The sequence below is a fragment of the Pantoea sp. X-Soil-ISGK-259 genome (genome assembly GCF_059730705.1).
Window position 1 is genome coordinate 1,873,984 of the sequence record NZ_AP035986.1, and the last position, 17,699, is coordinate 1,891,682.

General features: G+C 58.9%; 17 protein-coding genes. 13 read left to right on the top strand and 4 right to left on the bottom strand.

The window, feature by feature from the left end; genetic code table 11:
* Nucleotides 1-2 precede the first annotated feature (2 nt).
* Nucleotides 3-1,388 (bottom strand): SrfA family protein, encoded by a 1,386-nt coding sequence (locus tag AC6I77_RS08735; RefSeq protein ID WP_187512632.1) that lies wholly within the window; start codon nt 1,386-1,388, stop codon nt 3-5.
* 171 nt (nt 1,389-1,559) lie between these two features.
* Nucleotides 1,560-2,732 carry a benzoate/H(+) symporter BenE family transporter gene (locus tag AC6I77_RS08740; protein ID WP_008926246.1) on the bottom strand — a complete coding sequence of 391 codons (1,173 nt, stop codon included), beginning with the start codon at nt 2,730-2,732 and terminating at the stop codon, nt 1,560-1,562.
* Between the two features lie 121 nt (nt 2,733-2,853).
* Between AC6I77_RS08740 and AC6I77_RS08745 the strand changes: the two genes are divergently transcribed.
* From AC6I77_RS08745 to AC6I77_RS08755, 3 genes are all read left to right on the top strand, one after another.
* Complete coding sequence (locus tag AC6I77_RS08745) at nt 2,854-3,411, top strand: helix-turn-helix domain-containing protein (RefSeq protein WP_008926247.1); 558 nt, start codon at nt 2,854-2,856, stop codon at nt 3,409-3,411.
* Nucleotides 3,412-3,477: 66 nt separating this feature from the next.
* Nucleotides 3,478-3,903 (top strand): MarR family winged helix-turn-helix transcriptional regulator, encoded by a 426-nt coding sequence (locus AC6I77_RS08750; RefSeq protein WP_003853479.1) that lies wholly within the window; start codon nt 3,478-3,480, stop codon nt 3,901-3,903.
* 15 nt (nt 3,904-3,918) lie between these two features.
* On the top strand, nt 3,919-4,479 hold the full coding sequence (locus AC6I77_RS08755) for an isochorismatase family protein (RefSeq protein WP_457171676.1): 561 nt from the start codon (nt 3,919-3,921) through the stop codon (nt 4,477-4,479).
* Between the two features lie 44 nt (nt 4,480-4,523).
* On the opposite strand, the gene pqqU is transcribed toward AC6I77_RS08755, so the two are convergent.
* The gene (pqqU, locus tag AC6I77_RS08760; protein WP_375150565.1) at nt 4,524-6,644 is read right to left on the bottom strand and encodes a TonB-dependent receptor PqqU; all 2,121 of its coding nucleotides are present in this window, start codon (nt 6,642-6,644) and stop codon (nt 4,524-4,526) included.
* A 193-nt stretch (nt 6,645-6,837) separates the two neighbouring features.
* On the opposite strand from pqqU, the gene AC6I77_RS08765 reads away from it, so the two are divergent.
* Nucleotides 6,838-7,698, top strand: a complete 861-nt coding sequence (locus AC6I77_RS08765; protein ID WP_003853485.1) for an NAD(P)-dependent oxidoreductase — start codon at nt 6,838-6,840, stop codon at nt 7,696-7,698.
* Nucleotides 7,695-8,474: an AraC family transcriptional regulator gene (locus tag AC6I77_RS08770; protein ID WP_033762954.1), complete on the top strand. Its 780-nt coding sequence runs from the start codon at nt 7,695-7,697 to the stop codon at nt 8,472-8,474. The genes AC6I77_RS08765 and AC6I77_RS08770 overlap by 4 nt, the downstream gene beginning before the upstream one ends.
* On the opposite strand, the gene leuA is transcribed toward AC6I77_RS08770, so the two are convergent.
* Complete coding sequence (leuA, locus tag AC6I77_RS08775; RefSeq protein ID WP_497816822.1) at nt 8,395-10,110, bottom strand: 2-isopropylmalate synthase; 1,716 nt, start codon at nt 10,108-10,110, stop codon at nt 8,395-8,397. The two genes, AC6I77_RS08770 and leuA, sit on opposite strands and share 80 nt — an antisense overlap.
* A gap of 166 nt (nt 10,111-10,276) precedes the next feature.
* On the opposite strand from leuA, the gene AC6I77_RS08780 reads away from it, so the two are divergent.
* From AC6I77_RS08780 to AC6I77_RS08815, 8 genes are all read left to right on the top strand, one after another.
* Complete coding sequence (locus AC6I77_RS08780; RefSeq protein ID WP_497816823.1) at nt 10,277-11,293, top strand: dipeptidase; 1,017 nt, start codon at nt 10,277-10,279, stop codon at nt 11,291-11,293.
* Nucleotides 11,294-11,436: 143 nt separating this feature from the next.
* The gene (pqqA, locus tag AC6I77_RS08785; RefSeq protein ID WP_010245082.1) at nt 11,437-11,508 is read left to right on the top strand and encodes a pyrroloquinoline quinone precursor peptide PqqA; all 72 of its coding nucleotides are present in this window, start codon (nt 11,437-11,439) and stop codon (nt 11,506-11,508) included.
* A gap of 54 nt (nt 11,509-11,562) precedes the next feature.
* Nucleotides 11,563-12,480: a pyrroloquinoline quinone biosynthesis protein PqqB gene (gene pqqB, locus AC6I77_RS08790; protein ID WP_003853493.1), complete on the top strand. Its 918-nt coding sequence runs from the start codon at nt 11,563-11,565 to the stop codon at nt 12,478-12,480.
* 3 nt (nt 12,481-12,483) lie between these two features.
* A complete protein-coding gene (gene pqqC / locus AC6I77_RS08795; protein WP_003853494.1) occupies nt 12,484-13,239 on the top strand; it encodes a pyrroloquinoline-quinone synthase PqqC in 756 nt (251 codons plus the stop codon).
* Nucleotides 13,240-13,242: 3 nt separating this feature from the next.
* A complete protein-coding gene (gene pqqD / locus AC6I77_RS08800; protein WP_003853497.1) occupies nt 13,243-13,521 on the top strand; it encodes a pyrroloquinoline quinone biosynthesis peptide chaperone PqqD in 279 nt (92 codons plus the stop codon).
* Nucleotides 13,484-14,650, top strand: a complete 1,167-nt coding sequence (gene pqqE, locus AC6I77_RS08805; RefSeq protein WP_003853499.1) for a pyrroloquinoline quinone biosynthesis protein PqqE — start codon at nt 13,484-13,486, stop codon at nt 14,648-14,650. Before pqqD ends, pqqE begins: the two co-directional genes overlap by 38 nt.
* Nucleotides 14,650-16,926, top strand: coding sequence for a pyrroloquinoline quinone biosynthesis protein PqqF (gene pqqF / locus AC6I77_RS08810; protein ID WP_140033464.1), 2,277 nt, complete (start codon nt 14,650-14,652; stop codon nt 16,924-16,926). Before pqqE ends, pqqF begins: the two co-directional genes overlap by 1 nt.
* 115 nt (nt 16,927-17,041) lie before the next feature.
* Entirely contained in the window at nt 17,042-17,626 is a 585-nt protein-coding gene (locus tag AC6I77_RS08815; RefSeq protein WP_003853502.1) for a YceI family protein, read from the top strand.
* The last annotated feature ends 73 nt before the right edge of the window (nt 17,627-17,699 follow it).

The following is a 17,699-nucleotide window of genomic DNA, read 5'->3' on the forward strand; positions in this document are numbered from 1 at the left end:
CGTTATTTACTCTCACGCTTAATCGTCATCGGGAAAACCCGGTCTTCAGCATACTGCGCTTCACACACAGCGGCGCCTATACTCGCATGGCAGACCAGCAGCGGCATACGGTAGCGCGAATTGTTCTGGCACTTCGCCGTATAGCGGCTCTCAATAACCAGGTTACCCGCGCTGGTCATGGCGGCGCTGACATCGGCTTTACAGGTGGTATTACCCTGAGCGACCTGCACGCTGCCTTTGCCATTTTTAAACTGGAAGCGCATCACAGGCGGCTTACCGGTTGGCGTTTGCATCTGGTCGATAGTGACCCGCCAGCGGCCATCAATCACCTGTACCTGGCCTTCACGCACGGCGTCCGGCGTTACAATCAGATCATCAGCTTTAGCTGGCACCGGCGGCGTTACCACACTGGCAAGGGTAGCAGATGAGGCAGCAGGCGCGGCGTCGGTGGTGCCCGCGTTTGCCGGGACCTGAGGCAGCGACTCGGGTGGTTTCTCGGCCGTTACTGTCTCCGCAGGAGGCGTCGCAGCTGACGGTGTTGCCGCAACTGGTGCCTGACTCGCAACCGGTGTTGGAGTAGATACCGGTGCTGGCGTTGTAATCGTCGCTGTGGCTGGCTTCGTTGTCGCAACCGGTGTAACCACAGGCTCAGGCTTATGCAGCAGCACGGCCACCGTCACGGCAGCGGCAATCGCCACGGGCGGTAACAGATACCAGATGCGGAAAGGGCGGCGAGCCGCTACAGGCGCGGCTGGCTGAGGTTCTGCAGGCACCACAACCGGCAGCGGTTCAGCCGCCGCTTCGGGTTCAGGTTCGGGCTCAGCGATAATGATCGGCTCAGCGACCACGGGCGTGGCAGGCAGCTCAGGCAGCGGTTCAACCAGTGTAGCCGGCAGGTTTTCATCCAGCGTCTCACGCAGACAGGCCAGTGCATCATCACGACTGCGTGCCTGGGCATCGACAAAGCCCCAGAAGGTGATAACCGGTTTACCATCAACCAGATAGACATACTGCTGGTCGGGGAATTGCAGGGTTTTGCTCAGCAGGGCACCAAACAGGCGCATCGACGGGTTCTCTGCCGCGCGCGCGCGCGTACTGAGTGCCTGCATATCCTGCTGACAGGCGGTAAGCTGCTGCAGTGCGGCGCGACGTTCATGATCGCTGGCGCCCAGCCAGGATTTCACCCGGCCGTTAAAAGGGGAATACCAGTCGAGGCGATCGCCCCGATCATTAGCCTGGGGTATCGCCAGGCAATCTGCCAGTGCGCCCTGACGGCGCAGACGCAGGGTTTCACGAATTTGCAGTGCGGAGGCGTAGACCGGCTGGCCATTTTCACCTAACGCCAGAACCGCATCCAGATTACCGCTGCGCAGAATAGTTTTTGCCACCTGTTGGGCCCTTATCGGTCGTTGTCTGAGGCAGAAAATCGCGTGTTATCGACGATTAGGTTGATTTTACGCGGGGCAATGACAAATCAAACGGCAGAAAAGGAGGTAAATCCAGTGTTTTTTTCATCGGCGGGTGGAAAAATAACCGATATTTCAGCGGGTATCACGTCATCAGACGGTTCTGCGCACCAGCACCAGGTGAGCAATGATACCGCCTGCCAGTCCCCAAAATGCCGGACCAATACCCAGCAGCGAAACACCCGACGCAGTGATCAAAAAAGTCACTAACGCGCTGTCTCGTTCGGCAGGCACATCGAGTGCGCGATGCAGGCTGCCGCCCAGCGTTGCCAGGAGTGCCAGACCTGCCAGCGCCTCGATCAGCACCGCAGGCAGCGCACTGAACAGCACGGCAATGAGCGCACCGGACACGCCCGCCAGCAAATAAAATATGCCGGCCAGCACCGCCGCCCGCCAGCGCTGCTGAGGATTTTCGTCGACCTCATCGCTCATGCAGATCGCCGCTGTAATCGCCGCCACGCAGACCGAAAAGCCTCCAAACGGCGACAGCAGCAGGCCAGTCAATCCTGTCCAGCTCATCAGTGACGAGACCGGCGGTCGGTAGCCGTGCGCCTGTAATGTGGCGATGCCGGGGGCATTCTGCGAGGCCATTGTCACCAGGAAGTAGGGCACGCCCATCCCCAGCTGCGTGGCCAGGGTAAAGTGCGGCATCACCGGCTCCGGCAGAGCCAGCATAATCGACTGCTGCGGAAAGTGGATGGCGTGCTGCGCCAGCGCAATCACAACGCCCACCAGCAGCGTCACCAGAATGGCATAGCGGGTAAGCCAGCGACGCGCCAGCAGCCAGGCCAGGCACATGCTGCCGCACAGCACAAAATTGCTCTGTAAATCGGCAAAGGTCTGAAGTCCGAAGCGCAGCAGAATACCCGCCAGCATCGCCGCTGCCAGTGAAGCGGGAATGTGGTTCATCAGCCGGGCAAACAGACCCGTCACACCCGACACGACAATCAGCAGGTTGGCGAAAACAAAGACGCCAACCGCCTCATTCAGCGAAATGCCGTGGAAACTGGTCGCCAGCAGTGCGGCGCCCGGCGTGGACCAGGCGGCCAGCACCGGCATGCGATAACGCAATGACAGCCCGATTGAGACAATTCCCTGCGCGAGGCCCAGCACTGACAGCCAGCCCCCAATCTGTGCGGGCGAGGCACCTGCCGCCTGAAACATCTGATAGATGATTGCGCCGCTGCTGCTGTAGCCCACCAGCACAGCAACAAAACCCGAGACCAGCATCGGCAGGGTAAAACGGGACGATTCCGCTCTCGTCATGATCAGACTCTCAGTAAGGTTGTGCGTTATAGCGCACATGGTCGCATGATGCGCTATAACGCACAAGTGTTACACTATTACCCTGGTGTCATAGACCCGTGACCGGAATTCAGGAGAGAAAATGGCAGATTTTCAGCAACACCTGAGCGGCGCGCTCAGACAGTTGCGCCAGGCCAATGGCTGGAGCCTGACACTCACGGCGGAGCGAACCGGCGTCAGTAAAGCGATGCTGGGGCAGATTGAGCGAGGTGAATCGAGTCCCACTGTGGCGACGCTATGGAAGATCGCCACCGGTTTTAACGTGCCTTTTTCCTTTTTTATCGACGGCAGCGCGCTACCTCCCGGCACAGCGACAGGATTCAGTCAGCCTAATGCCGAAATGTCCGTGCGCTCGCTGCTGCCTTACGATCCACACCTCCGATTTGATCTGCTGGCAGTGGAGCTGGCCGCGGGCGCGCAGAGTCATTCTTCGCCCCATGAAGCAGGCTGCGTGGAGCAGGTAGTGGTGATTGAAGGTGAACTGCTGCTGGGTGTCGGGGATGTCTGGCGGCGTCTGCTTACCGGTGAAGCCTTTCAGTTCAGGGCCGACGTGCCGCACAGCTACCGGAACCCGCTCAGCACACCGCTGCGCTTCCACAGCCTGATTCACTACCTGCAACGCCCGGACGTTACAAATTGATACTGCAGCAAACTACACAGTTTACCTTCCTATCTTTATACTTTCGCTTATCGATGGAGACGAGTAATGAGCGATCTGACTGAATCTGCTGCCATGCTGCGGATGCTGGTGGGCAAACTGGGCCGCCGGTTACGCGAGTCGGCACCGCCTGGCGAACTCACCTGGTCGCAGGTGGCGGTGTTGGGCCATCTGGTGCGCGACGGGGCAATGACGGTAACGCAACTGGCGGCTGCCGAGGGCGTACGTACTCAGTCAATGGGCACAACCGTCGCTGGGCTGGTGGCGGCAGAACTGGTGACCGGCGAGCCGGATCCCCACGATGGTCGTAAAACCCGCTATCGGCCCACCGAATCAAGCCTCGCGGTGATTAGCTCAAGTCGCGCGATGCGCGATGACTGGCTGGTCCGGACGCTGGATGCGCGGCTTAGCCCGGCAGAACAGCAGCAGCTGACCGACATTCTCCCTCTATTGCAACGACTTACTGACGATTAACCCCGAGGATTCAACATGGCTGTCACCACACTTGATGCAAAAACTGCGCTGATTGTTATCGACCTGCAACATGGCATTGTGGCGCTGCCGCTGGTTCACGAACCGCAGCCAGTGATCGAACGTTGTGGCGATCTGGCCGAAGCGTTTCGCGCACACGATTTGCCGGTCGTGCTGGTTAATGTGGCCGGTGGAGCGCCAGGCCGCAACGAGCAGGCGCGTCACAGCGGCGAATTCCCTGCCGACTGGGCGACGCTGGTTCCGGCGATGACCCCGCAGCAGAATGATCTCACCGTCACCAAAAAAACCTGGGGTGCGTTTCATGCCACGTCACTGCACGATGAGCTGCAACAGCGCGGCATCACTCAGGTGGTGATTTGCGGTATTGCGACCAGCATCGGCGTGGAATCGACCGCGCGTCAGGCGTATGAGTTGGGTTACAACGTCACGTTAGCAACGGATGCGATGACCGATCTGAACATGGATACCCACAACAACAGCGTAAAATTGATCTTCCCGCGTCTGGGTGAAACCGGCAGCTGTGAGGATATTAAGGCGCAGTTGAAAACGCGCGGCTGATTAGCGAGTAGATCCGGGCCACCGCCAGGGTGGCCCGGATGCTTTTAGCGGAAGGCATAACCCAGCGTTAAACCGACACTGTAGTTACGGCCAGGTGCTGACTCGAAGTAGCGACCATTACTCTCATTCACAATCACTGAACCCACATAGTGCCGGTCAAACAGGTTATCGACCCGACCAAACAGATCCAGCGTCCAGTTCTCAACCAGCCACTTATAGCCACTGTTCACCGCCGCCACGGTGTAAGACGGGGTATTCACGTTGTTCTGATCTTCAGCGGCGATCTGGCTCAGATAGCGAACCTCACTGCCTGCGTAAAATCCCTGTTCCGGCAGATAGCCGAGTCCGGCATAGGCCATGTTGCGGGCGATGCCAGGGATGCGATTGCCGTCACAGCTGTCGCTGCCACAGGCGTTACTGCGGTAGCGCGCATCCAGCAGCGTATAGGCCATCTTCAGCCGCCAGTCCCAGGCGAACTGTTGATCCAGGCTTAACTCCAGACCGCGACGACGGGTCTGACCGGCATTCTTATAGGTCGTGCGTCCGCCGCTGCTGGCATCCGCCACAATCTCATCACGGGTGTCGGTCTGGAACAGCGCCGCGCTGACCAAGCCATTGCCGATGCGTTTTTTGCTGCCGATCTCCAGCGTGTCGCTGGTGGCCGGTTTCAGGCCCAGATTCAGGCCCGTCGCGTCATCTGAACGGTAAGACAGCTCATTAATGGTCGGAGTTTCAAAGCCGCGACCGGCAGAAACATAGGCATTCCAGCCCGGGTCAAAGGCATATTTCAGCGCCGCAGCGGGCAGCCATTTGTGATAGCGCGCCTCACCGCTGTCGTCACCGTTACCAGGCCGGATATAGAAGTCATTGGAGTCAAAGTTTACGGTGCTGAAGCGCACGCCGGCATCCAGCGACAGCTTATCGGTCAGCTGCCAGGCCGTCTGCAGATAAGGATCAAGCGTCCACATCAGATTGCGTTCATTGCGGCGCAGATTGCCCTGTTCACCCAACTGCGTCACGCCGTTGCTGACCGTGAAATTCTCATAACCCTTGCGGCGCTCGGTCATGGTTTCGTAGTCGAGGCCACCGGTCACGGCCACCGGAATCGACAGCAGCGTGTCGCGATGGGTCCAGCGGGTATCGACGCCCTGATAGTGGCGGGTCAGGGCGATGACGCCACCCGGATGAGACGGAGTGCGCTGAACAGCGGCAGGAATTGACTGGAACTGCGTGGTTTCGCGCATCCCGGCATAGAGCATCACGCTGAGGTCGTCGTTTTCACTCATCTGGCGCTGATAACGCAGGCCACCCTGAGTCTGATCCACCGTTTTACGGGTGTTATAGAGCGAAACGTTACTCACCACCTGACGCGGATTGTCACGCCATTGCGCTTCGGTTAAACCGCCAGGATCCTGTGCATCAATGTGAACGCTGTTAAACAGCAGCGTCAGGGTACTGACATCATCGATTCGCACGCCCAGCCGGGCATTGCCGAGGTTCTTTTGGGCAGCACTGTGATCGCGATAGCCGTGAGTGGTGAAGCGGGAGGCGGAGACCGTGTAGTTCACATCCCCGGCGTGGCTGCCGTCACCGGTCGCACCACTGGCTTTGACGCTGTTGCGCCAGCTGCCATAACTGCCGTACCAGTTGCTGGCTTCAAGCGTGGTTGGCTGCTGTCCCTGCTGGGTCGTCACGTTGATCACGCCGCCCGAGGCATTGCCATACAGCGCAGAAAAGGGGCCGCGCAGCACTTCGACATGATCAATTGAGCCGATATCAATATTGGAGGTTTGTGCCTGCCCATCCGGCATGGTGGCCGGGATGCCATCCACGTAGATGCGCAGACCGCGCACGCCGTAGGTTGAACGGGAGCCGAAGCCACGCATCGACAGCTGCAGGTCCTGTGCGTAATTCTGCCTGTTCTGGATCTGCAGACCCGGCACGCTGCTGAGGTTTTCCGACAGATTAACGCGCGGTGCTGCCTGACGCATATCGTCGCCGCTGACCACACTCAGGGCGGCAGGCGTGTCGAGTTCGTTAAGGCCCGTTTCCGGCGGCGCGGCCGTTACGACCAGCGTATTTTGATTATCTGCCGCCAGCAGCGGCAGCGGCAAAATGGCAGGCAACATCAGCAGCGTCGCCTGACGCAGAGAGATTATTTTCATTATCAGAGGCCTAAAAAAGAAGCGTAAATGAATCAGGTGGAACAATCGCCGCGTATGGTAAGGGTTTGATGCGATGGGGTACACCGTTTCGGGCTGGATTTTTTTTCGGTTTACCGCCAGGCTGGAATTCAGCTTTTCCGTGATAAATCATCCGACAGGGTCGGATACAGACAGATAAACCAGGGGAGTCAACATGCAACAACCTGAAGTGGCGGTTCTGGGATTAGGCGCAATGGGGCACGCATTTGCCGCCAACCTGCTGAAAAAAGGCTTTCGCGTACACGGCTGGAACCGTACCCGCGCACGCGGTGAGGATCTGCTGGAGGCCGGTTTACAGCTGGCTGACTCGCCGGAAGAGGCGGTGCGTCAGGCGGATGTGGTGATTGCCATGCTCTCCGATGGCGACACCACCGAGCAGGTGCTGCATCAGGCGAAAGAGGCGTTTAAGCAGGGCGCGACGCTGTGCCAGATGGGTACCATTGGCATCGAGAAAACCGACGCGCTGATCGCCTTTTTCGCAGAAAAACGGCCCGATCTTTTACTGATCGACGCACCGGTCTCCGGCACCAAAGCGCCCGCAGAGAACGCACAGATTCTGGTGCTGGCCAGCGGCGATCAGAGCCGGGCGCAGGCGGCAGAAGCGGTGTTTGCCGCCATCAGTAAAGGGACAAAGTGGCTGGGTGAGGCGGGCAAGAGCAGCCGCATGAAACTGGTCATCAACAGCTGGCTGATCGGCATGATGCAGAGCCTGGCGGAGAGTACCCAACTGGCCGGGCAGTTCGGCTTCTCCACCGACGATCTCTGGCAGGTGCTGGAGGGCGGTCCACTGGCTGCGCCTTATGCGAAAATGAAGCTTGGGATGATCGCCAGCGACGACTATACACCGCAGATGCATCTGATCTGGGCGCTCAAAGATGCCCGCCTGGCGCTGGATGCGGCAGAGACGCCATTACCGGCGCTGGAGAACATCGCGCAGCTCTGGCAGCAGGCGGTTGACGCCGGACACGGCGAAGAGGATCTGGCGGTCATCTACCGCTACCTGAAGGCGCAATGAGTCAGCAGCATTTTGACTTCAGTACGCGCCCGCTGGTGCCACTGGCGCACGACTACCTGCACGGTGCCAGCGAACCCTGGCATCATCACGCCTGCGCCCAGCTGATCCATACTTTAAGCGGCGTGGTGCGGGTCGAGACAGAGTTTGGCAGCTGGGTTGTGCCGCCGAGTCGCGGCGTCTGGCTCCCGGCTTTTACCCGCCATGCGCTGCAGATTACCGGCAGCGTGGCGGCACGTACCCTGTTTATCGACCCACTGGCGCGCGCCGATCTGCCCGCCAGTTGTCAGGTGGTACAGATCTCGCCGCTGCTGCGTGAGTTAATCGTCACGGCCCTCAGCCTGCCGGAGCACTACAGCGCCGGGAGCCGGGCTGAGCGGGTGATGGAGTTAATTCTGGATGAGATTCGCGGCATGGATGTGCTGCCTTTTGCACTGCCGACACCCAACAGCCCCCGTTTACAGGCGCTGTGCGAGCAGATCAAGCAGACACCCGGTGAAAACTGGACGCTGCTGCGCGCCAGCGCCCACCTTAACGTTTCGGGCCGCACCCTGGCCCGTCATTTCATGCGCGAAACTGGCCTGCAGTTCAGTGACTGGGTGCGGCGCGCCCGTCTGGCCATCGCCCTGACGCGACTGGCGCAGGGCGACTCCGTGCTGCGGGTGGCACTGGAGCTGGGCTATGAAAGCCCCAGTGCGTTTAGTGCGATGTTTCGTCGTCTGCTGGGCGTTGCGCCCACGGACTATTTTCCCCCTCTAGAAACTGGCCTGCCGCGCTGAGCAGCGCCTGCAATGCGGCACGGGCCGTGTCGTTATCAATACTCACTCCCCAGGCCCGCACACCACGGACATCCACGCAGCTGATATAGGCCACCGAGCGGCTGTCACTGCGCCGTCCCAGCGTGTGCTCGTGATAGTCCTCAATGGTCAGATGCAGATCAAACGCGCTGCGCAGAGCATTCACCGCCGCTGAAAGCCAGCCATTGCCGCTGCCGGTCAGTGTCAGTGAGCGGTCCTGAACCACTACGCTGGCGCTGATCTGCGTCTGCCCGCCGCTGTCGCTCTGGCTGTCCGCCCGCTGTAACGCCACCATGGGCTGTGTGACACCATACTGACGGCAGAAGAGCTGCCACAGCGCGTAGTGCGTCATCTCGCCGCCGTGCCGGTCTGTCTCATGCTGAACACAGCGGCTGAAATCCTGCTGCAGCGAACGTGGCATTTGTAATCCATGATTCTGCTCCAGCAGCCAGGCCGCACCGCTTTTTCCCGACTGGCTGTTCACACGGATCACCGCCTCATAGCTGCAGCCAATGTCGGCTGGATCCAGCGGCAGGTAGGGCATCTGCCACGCTTTCTCCTGCCGTTCGGCGCGGATGGCGAAGCCTTTTTTTATTGCATCCTGATGAGAACCCGAGAAGGCAGTAAAGACCAGTTCACCCGCATAGGGATGACGGGGATGAACCGGCAACTGGTTGCAGCGTGTCACCACCTCAATCACCTCATGCATCTGGCTGAAATTGAGCTGCGGCGAAATGCCCTGGGTATAGAGATTCAGCGCCAGCGTCACCAGGTCCACATTGCCAGTACGCTCACCGTTACCAAACAGGCAGCCCTCGACCCGGTCAGCGCCCGCCAGCAGCGCCAGTTCGGCACAGGCTACCCCGGTGCCGCGATCGTTGTGCGGATGCACGCTGATACAGACGGCGTCACGACGGCTGAAGTGACGGCAGAAAAATTCAATCTGATCGGCATAGACATTGGGTGTGTTCACCTCCACCGTGGCGGGCAGATTAATAATCATCGGCCGCTGCGCGTCAGGCTGCCAGACATCGGCTACCGCCTCGCAAATCTCCAGCACAAACTCCGGCTCGGTAAAGCAGAAGGTCTCAGGCGAATATTCAAAGGTCCAGTCAGTCCCGGGTTGCGCCTCGCATTCCGCGCGGATCTGGCATGCGCCCGCGATGGCCAGCTCTACGATTTCCGCTTTGCTCTGTTTAAATACCCGCTCGCGGAACAGCGGCGCGGTGGCGTTGTAGAGATGAACGATGGCACGCGGAACACCCTGTAATGACGCAAACGTGCGGGTAATCAGATCCTCGCGTGCCTGAGTCAGCACCTGTAACGTCACATCCGCCGGGATGCGTTGCTGCTCAATCAGGTCGCGCACAAAATCGAAATCCGTTTGTGACGCCGAGGGAAAGGCGACCTCAATTTCGCGGAACCCGCAGCGCAGCAGCAGATCCCAGAATGCCATCTTCCGCTCCCGATCCATCGGTTCTGCCAGCGCCTGATTGCCGTCACGCAAATCGGTGGAGAGCCAGCGCGGGGCCTGGGTGAGCTGGCGTGAAGGCCACTGGCGATCGGGCAGAGACACGACCGGAGAGGCACGATATTTATCAGCAGGTTGGGTCAGCATAGTATTCTCCTTGTGTTTTTTACCAGTCTGACGACAAGCCCTGCAAACCGCGCGCGCAACGCTGACAACCTGATGTGCAAAAGTGACAACACCCTCCGTGCGCTCTGGTTTGATGAATCCGCCTGGTGGGGTTAGCATGGTCGCCTGTTTAACTGGGTGGACGCTTATGCTGATTTTTGACGGTCACAACGATCTGTTGCTTAACCTCTGGCTGCATCATCGTGATGCGCCCGCGCAGGCGTTTTATCAGGGTATTGAGCGGGGGCATCTCGACTTTCCGCGCATTCAGCAGGGCGGAATGGGTGGCGGGCTGTTTGCGATCTTTGTGCCGCCGCAGGAATATATCGCCCGCACCGTTCCGGTTCGGGCCGATGAGCCGTATCGCCCGCTGGAGATCATGTGGCAACAGCTTGAGATCCTGCAGCAGCTGGCCGATGCGTCAGGCGGGCGGGCGCGACTCTGCCGTAGCAGTGAAGATATTATTGCCTGTCGCGCCGACGGTGTACTGGCGATGGTGGCTCACATTGAAGGTGCTGATGCGCTGGACGAGGAGGGCGAACAGCTGCACGCCTTCTGGCAGGCGGGGGTGCGCAGCATCGGGCCATTCTGGAATCTGCGCAGTCGCTTTGGTGAAGGCGTCAGCGGCAGTTTTCCCGGCTCGCCCGACACCGGACCGGGCCTGACCGCCGCCGGCGAAAGGCTGATTCAGCAGGCGGGTGAGCTGAAGATGATGATCGACGTGTCGCACATGAACATGAAGACGTTCCGGGAAACCGCCCGGCTTTCCCGCGCGCCGCTGGTCGCCAGCCACTCCAACGCGCACGCCCTCTGTCCGCAGCCGCGCAATCTGACCGATGACCAGCTGCTGGCGATCCGCGACAGTGGCGGTCTGGTCGGCATTAATTTCGGCAATGCGTTTCTGCGTGCCGACGGTAAACGCGACGCTGACACGCCATTAACAGAAATTGTTAAGCATTGTGATCACCTCCTGAAGATAATGGGCAGCGAACATGTGGCGTTTGGCTCCGATTTCGACGGAATTACCCCGCCAGCAGCGCTGGGCGATGTCAGCGGAATGCCGCGATTGCTCGCTGCATTTCAGGAAGCAGGCTATGATCAGACACTGACTGAGAAACTGGCATGGGGAAACTGGCAGCGGGTTTTACAACTGACCGGGCTGTGATAACAATTTCCTTACGTTCCGGACTTGATCCCGACGCGCCATTGGCGCAACATCTGCCTGGAAATTGTGACGGCCGTCTCATTCATTGCCGGTCACGCTGATTTCAGACAGCTTTTTTACTGTTAACCAAGAGGAAGTAACTCATGTGGAAAAAACCAACTTTCGTTGATATGCGTCTCGGTCTGGAAGTCACTCTGTACATCTCCAACCGTTAATCGTTCTGCCCGCCCTCTGAGCGGGCATTTTTTTTCAACTTCTGGTTTTCCTCTATGTTTATCAAAATCCTCGGTTCCGCCGCGGGTGGCGGATTTCCGCAGTGGAATTGTAACTGCGCCAACTGCCACGGCGTGCGTAATGGCACGATTCAGGCCCAGGCACGCACGCAATCGTCAATTATCCTGAGCGATAACGGCGAAGACTGGGTGCTATGCAACGCTTCACCCGATATCAGCCAGCAGATCCTGCATACGCCAGAACTGACCCGCCAGGGCGTGCTGCGCGGCACGGCGATTGGGGGGATTATCCTCACCGACAGCCAGATCGATCACACCACCGGGCTACTGAGCCTGCGTGAAGGCTGCCCGCATCAGGTGTGGTGTACGCCGGAAGTGCATGCTGACCTCAGCACCGGCTTCCCGATCTTTCCGATGCTCACCCACTGGAATGGCGGCTTACAGCACCGGCCGATTGCGCCACTGACGCCGTTCAGCGTCGATGTCTGCACAGATCTGCAGTTCACGGCGATTCCCATTATCAGCAATGCACCGCCTTACTCGCCCTTCCGCGACAGGCCGCTTGCCGGCCACAACGTGGCGCTGTTTATTGAAAACCGGGCGAATGGCCAGACGCTGCTCTACGCACCCGGTCTGGGCGAGCCCGATGCGGTGATATTACCGTGGCTGCAAAAAGCGGATTGCCTGCTGATTGATGGCACCGTCTGGCAGGATGATGAGCTGCTGGCTACCGGCGTGGGTCACAACACCGGCAAGGCGATGGGCCATCTGGCGCTGGCGGAAGAGCAGGGACTGATGGCGTTGCTGGCGTCTCTGCCGGCCAGACGCAAAATTCTGATCCACATTAACAACACCAATCCGATCCTTAACGAGCAGTCACCGCAGCGTCAGTTTCTGACGGAGCAGGGAATAGAGGTGAGCTGGGACGGGATGGCGATCCACCTTCAGGGCTAAATCATGCAGATCACTGACACGCTGTCACCACAGGCTTTTGAACAGGCCCTGCGCGACAAAGGCGCTTACTACCATATCCATCACCCGTATCACATTGCGATGCATAACGGTCAGGCCACGCGCGAGCAGATTCAGGGCTGGGTGGCAAACCGCTTCTATTACCAGACCACCATTCCGCTAAAAGATGCGGCGATCATGGCTAACTGTCCCGATCCGGCGACCCGCCGCAAATGGGTTCAGCGCATCCTTGACCACGACGGCAGCAATGGCGAAGAGGGCGGCATTGAGGCCTGGCTGCGGCTGGGCGAGGCGGTCGGTCTGACGCGCGAAGAACTCTTGTCAGAGCAGCATGTGCTGCCGGGCGTGCGTTTTGCGGTGGATGCTTACATTAACTTCGCCCGCCGCGCCAACTGGCAGGAGGCGGCCTGCAGCTCGCTCACCGAACTGTTCGCTCCGCAGATCCACCAGTCACGGCTTGAGAGCTGGCCGCAGCACTATCCGTGGATCAAAGAAGAGGGCTATTTCTACTTCCGCAGCCGCCTGGGTCAGGCGAACCGCGATGTGGAGCATGGTCTGGCGCTGGCGCTGGAGTACTTCACTACCGCTGAAACGCAGAACCGGATGCTGGAAATTTTGCAGTTTAAGCTCGATATTTTATGGAGCATGCTGGACGCCATGACCATGGCTTACGAGCTGAAACGTCCGCCTTATCACACCGTCACAGACAAGGCGGCGTGGCACACCACCCGACTGGTATAACAGATGAATGAAAACTCGATTGCCGCCTTTCGTCGCGGCTACCGTATGCAGTGGGAAGCTGCTCAGGATACGCACGTGGTGCTTTATCCTGAAGGCATGGCAAAGCTGAACGAAACCGCCGCCGCCATTCTTGAGCTGGTGGATGGCAAACAGAATATCGCCGCGATTATCGCGACCCTGGATAACCGTTTTCCGGAAGCGGGCGGCGTGGGTCCGGACGTCTTAGAATTCCTGCAGTCAGCCTATGAACAGAAGTGGATACAGTTCCGTGACCCCGCATAAACCTGGTGTGAATCCGCCGCTCTGGCTGCTGGCAGAGCTGACCTATCGCTGTCCGCTGCAGTGTCCCTACTGCTCTAACCCGCTGGATTTCGCCCAGCAGGAGAAGGAGCTGACGACTGAGCAGTGGATCGAAGTCTTTCGTCAGGCGCGCGCGATGGGCAGCGTTCAGCTCGGATTTTCCGGCGGCGAGCCGCTGGTGCGAAAAGATCTGCCTGAGCTGATCAAGGCGGCGCGCGACCTTGGCTTCTATACCAACCTGATCACCTCCGGCATTGGCCTGACCGAGAAGAAGCTGGATGCGTTCAGCGAAGCGGGTCTGGATCATATCCAGATCAGCTTCCAGGCGAGTGACGAAACCCTGAATGCGGCGCTGGCGGGATCGAAAAAAGCGTTTCAGCAGAAGCTGGAGATGGCGAAAGCGGTGAAAGCCCACGGCTATCCGATGGTGCTGAACTTCGTGCTGCATCGTCATAACATCGATCAGATCGATAAAATCATTGACCTCTGTATTGAGCTGGAGGCAGATGACGTTGAACTGGCGACCTGTCAGTTCTACGGCTGGGCGCAGCTTAACCGTGAAGGTCTGCTGCCGACACGTGAGCAGATCGCCCGTGCGGAAGCCGTGGTGAAAACCTACCGTGAGCGGATGAGCACCACCGGCAATCTGACCAACCTGCTGTTTGTGACGCCAGACTACTACGAAGAGCGACCCAAGCCCTGCATGGGTGGCTGGGGCGCTATCTTCCTCAGCGTGACGCCAGAGGGCACGGCGCTGCCGTGTCACAGTGCGCGCCAGCTGCCGGTGGAATTTCCCTCTGTATTGACGCAAAGCCTGGACGATATCTGGTATAACTCGTTTGGCTTTAACCGTTATCGCGGTTTCGACTGGATGCCGGAGCCGTGCCGCTCCTGTGATGAGAAAGAGAAAGATTTTGGCGGCTGTCGCTGTCAGGCTTTCATGCTGACCGGCAATGCCGACAACACCGATCCGGTCTGCAGCAAATCGCCGCATCACGGCAAAATCCTTGAAGCCCGGCGTGAGGCGGATTGCAGCGACATTAAAATTGGTCAGCTGCAGTTCCGTAACCGCAGCAACTCGCAACTGATCTACAAAACACGGAACCTCTGATGAAAACGCGCGGCCTGGTGATAAACGGTCTGATGATTGAACTGGTGCATCAGGCAGATGCCAGCCAGGCCGCTGCCCTGATTCAGGTGGGTGCAGGGAGCCACGATGAGCCAGAACGCTGGCCCGGACTGGCGCATCTGCTGGAGCATCTGCTGTTCACCGGCAGCAGCGGCTGGCCTGATGAGGGCCGGCTGATGAGCTGGATTCAGACCCAGGGCGGGAAGGTCAACGCCACCACGCTGGCCCGGCGCAGCGCGTTTTTCTTTGAGGTGACGCCGTCGTTGCTGGCTGACGGGCTGGCCCGACTTCAGGATATGCTCGTCTCTCCGCTGCTGGATAATCAGGCCATCGCGCAGGAAGTGGCGGTGATTGACGCCGAGTATCAGCTGTTGCAGCGCCATGAGCCATCCCGCATCGAAGCGGCACTGCTGCATTCCGCGCAATCACCTGCGGAATTTCAGCGCTTCCATATCGGCAGCCGGGCGAGCTTTGGCGACGAGATGTCTGCGCTGCAACGGGCGCTGCGTCAGTTCCATCAGCGTTACTATTTCGCCAGTAATATGCGGCTCTGGCTACAGGGACCGCAGTCACTGGATGAACTGGAGCAGCTGGCACGTCAGTTTGCCAGCGCGCTGCCTGCTGGTCAGTGGCAACAGGATCTGCCCCCGCCGCAGCTGAACAGCCAGACCTGCTGGCAACTGGCGGGTAGCGCCTCGCCAGCATTATGGCGCACCTGGCTGATTGAAAGCAGTGACGGTGTCACTTTGTGGCGTGAATTTTTACTGGATGAGGCGCCCGGATCGCTGCTGGCAACGCTGCGTGAGCAGGGGCTGGCGGAGACGCTGGAGCTGAAGTGGATCTATCAGGCGGGCGGTGCGCTCTGGCTGGCGCTGGGCGTCGAAACTGAGATGCCAGAAACCGTGAATGCGCTGATTGATAGCTACGTGCAGGCACTGAGCCAGACCGGTGAGGCACAGCATCAGCACTATCATCAGCTTGCTCAGCAACGATTTGTGACGTTGTCACCTATGGAGCAACTCCGTCAGCGCGCCGTTGGCTTTGCGCCTGATGAAGCGCTGCCAGCACTGTTGCTGTTGCTGGAGAGGCTTAATGCCGCGCCGGGCACCCTGCTCTGCTGTACGCCGCAACCGGCAGCAGAAAATCTCATCACACAGGGTTACAGTCTGGCACTGACCCACTGGCAGCCAGCACCACCTGACGCGCTGCCCGCGGTGAATTTCACATTCTATCCGCTTGATGCCGCCATTACGCCTGATCCTCTGCCCGAAGAGTCGGTGGCGTTACCGCATTATCAGTCAGATAACCCGAACCCCGTGCTGATTCTGCGACCCGAGTTTTACTCAACGTTTACCGCCGAGGTGGGCGAAGCGCTGGGGCGGCGGTTGCGTCCGCTGTTTGCTGCGCTGCGTCACCAGGGCGGTAACGGCTGCTGGCAGGAAGTAGAGGGCGTATGGCAGCTCACGCTTCAGCTGACGACAGATGAGGCGGTCACTGATCAGGCGCTGAGCCAGATTGTCTGTGCACTGTCGCTGCCGGTTGAGGCAAACCTGCCGTCACCTGTCGAAAGCATCGCAATCCGCGCGCTGCAGCAGCAGCTGCCTTATCAGCTGGCAGCGACCTTTGCGCCGGATTGCTGGCGGGCGGCGCTTAAAGGCGGCAACGCGGCGCTGCATTCGCTGATTGCCCGGCGGCTGAGCGCGCTGTCGCTGCCGGTTAACCCTGACACGCCACCAAAACGTATGACCACACAAACGGGCATGACGCGTCTGCTGCACGCCAGTACGGATAACGCGCTGTTGCTGTTTATTCCACTGCACCGTCCTGAACAGCTTGCGGCATTACGTGCGCTGGCGCTGATCTACGAGCCGCGTTTCTTCCAGCGCTATCGGGTTGAACAACCTATAGGGTATGTCGTTAACAGCCGCTATATGCGCTGTGCCGATGAAGACGGCGTAGTGTTTGCGCTGCAGTCGCCCGATTACAGCGCGCTGTCACTGTTGCGCTACTGCCGCAACTTCCTGCGTTCCCTTAACGAGACGCTGGCAGAGTGTGACCTGGTGGCACTGAAAACGCGTCTGCTGAGCCGGGAAGTGGCGCAGCCACTGGCGCAGTTACGCCGTGAAAATGGTCTGGCAGAACCGGATGCGGCGCAGATAGAGGCGCTGACCCTTACCGATCTGCAACAGCTGCACCGCACACTGATTCAGGATCGCCGCCGCTGGCGCGTGCTGTTTACCGGGGGAGAAAATGTATAGCGCCCGATATAAAGTTGCTGAATTTATTTGAAAATTACGGACAAATCTCTTCACTGTCTATTCCGGGCTAACTGAACCACACTCAGTTCACTTTTGTCCGGATAAGGAATTGACTGTGAAGAACTTCAAACGTATCGCACTGCCCCTGTTAGCCGCTGCTACCCTTTACGCCCCGTTATCTCAGGCTGAGGCGATGCACTACCAGCTGAATCCTGAGCATACGTCTGTCATTGTGGCCTGGAACCATTTTGGCTTCTCAAATCCTACCGCGGATATTCCGGATGCAACCGGTACGCTGGTGTTTGATAAAGATCATCCGGAAGCATCACGCGTTGACGTAACCCTGCCAGTCAGCAAAATCGACAGCCATGTTGCGGCGCTGACCAAAGAGTTCAAAGGCGCTGAGTATTTCGACACGGCCAAATACCCAACTGCGACCTTCCACAGCACCAAAGTGGTTGCAAAGGGCGACAACAAATTTGACGTTGAAGGTAACCTGACCCTGAAAGGGATCACTAAGCCTGTTACGCTGCACGCCACGCTGAACAAGCAGGGCGAGCATCCGATGGTGAAGAAGCAGGCGATTGGTTTTGATGCCACCGGCACCATCAAGCGTTCTGACTTCAGGCTGGACAAATATGTCCCGGCGGTAAGCGACGACGTCACCCTGACGCTGTCTACCGAAGCTTACGCGAAATAAGTGTGTGGGGCGCAGCAGCTCGCTGCGCCCCTGATTCATTTTTCTTCCTTTCCTGCCTCTCCTGAAATATTCC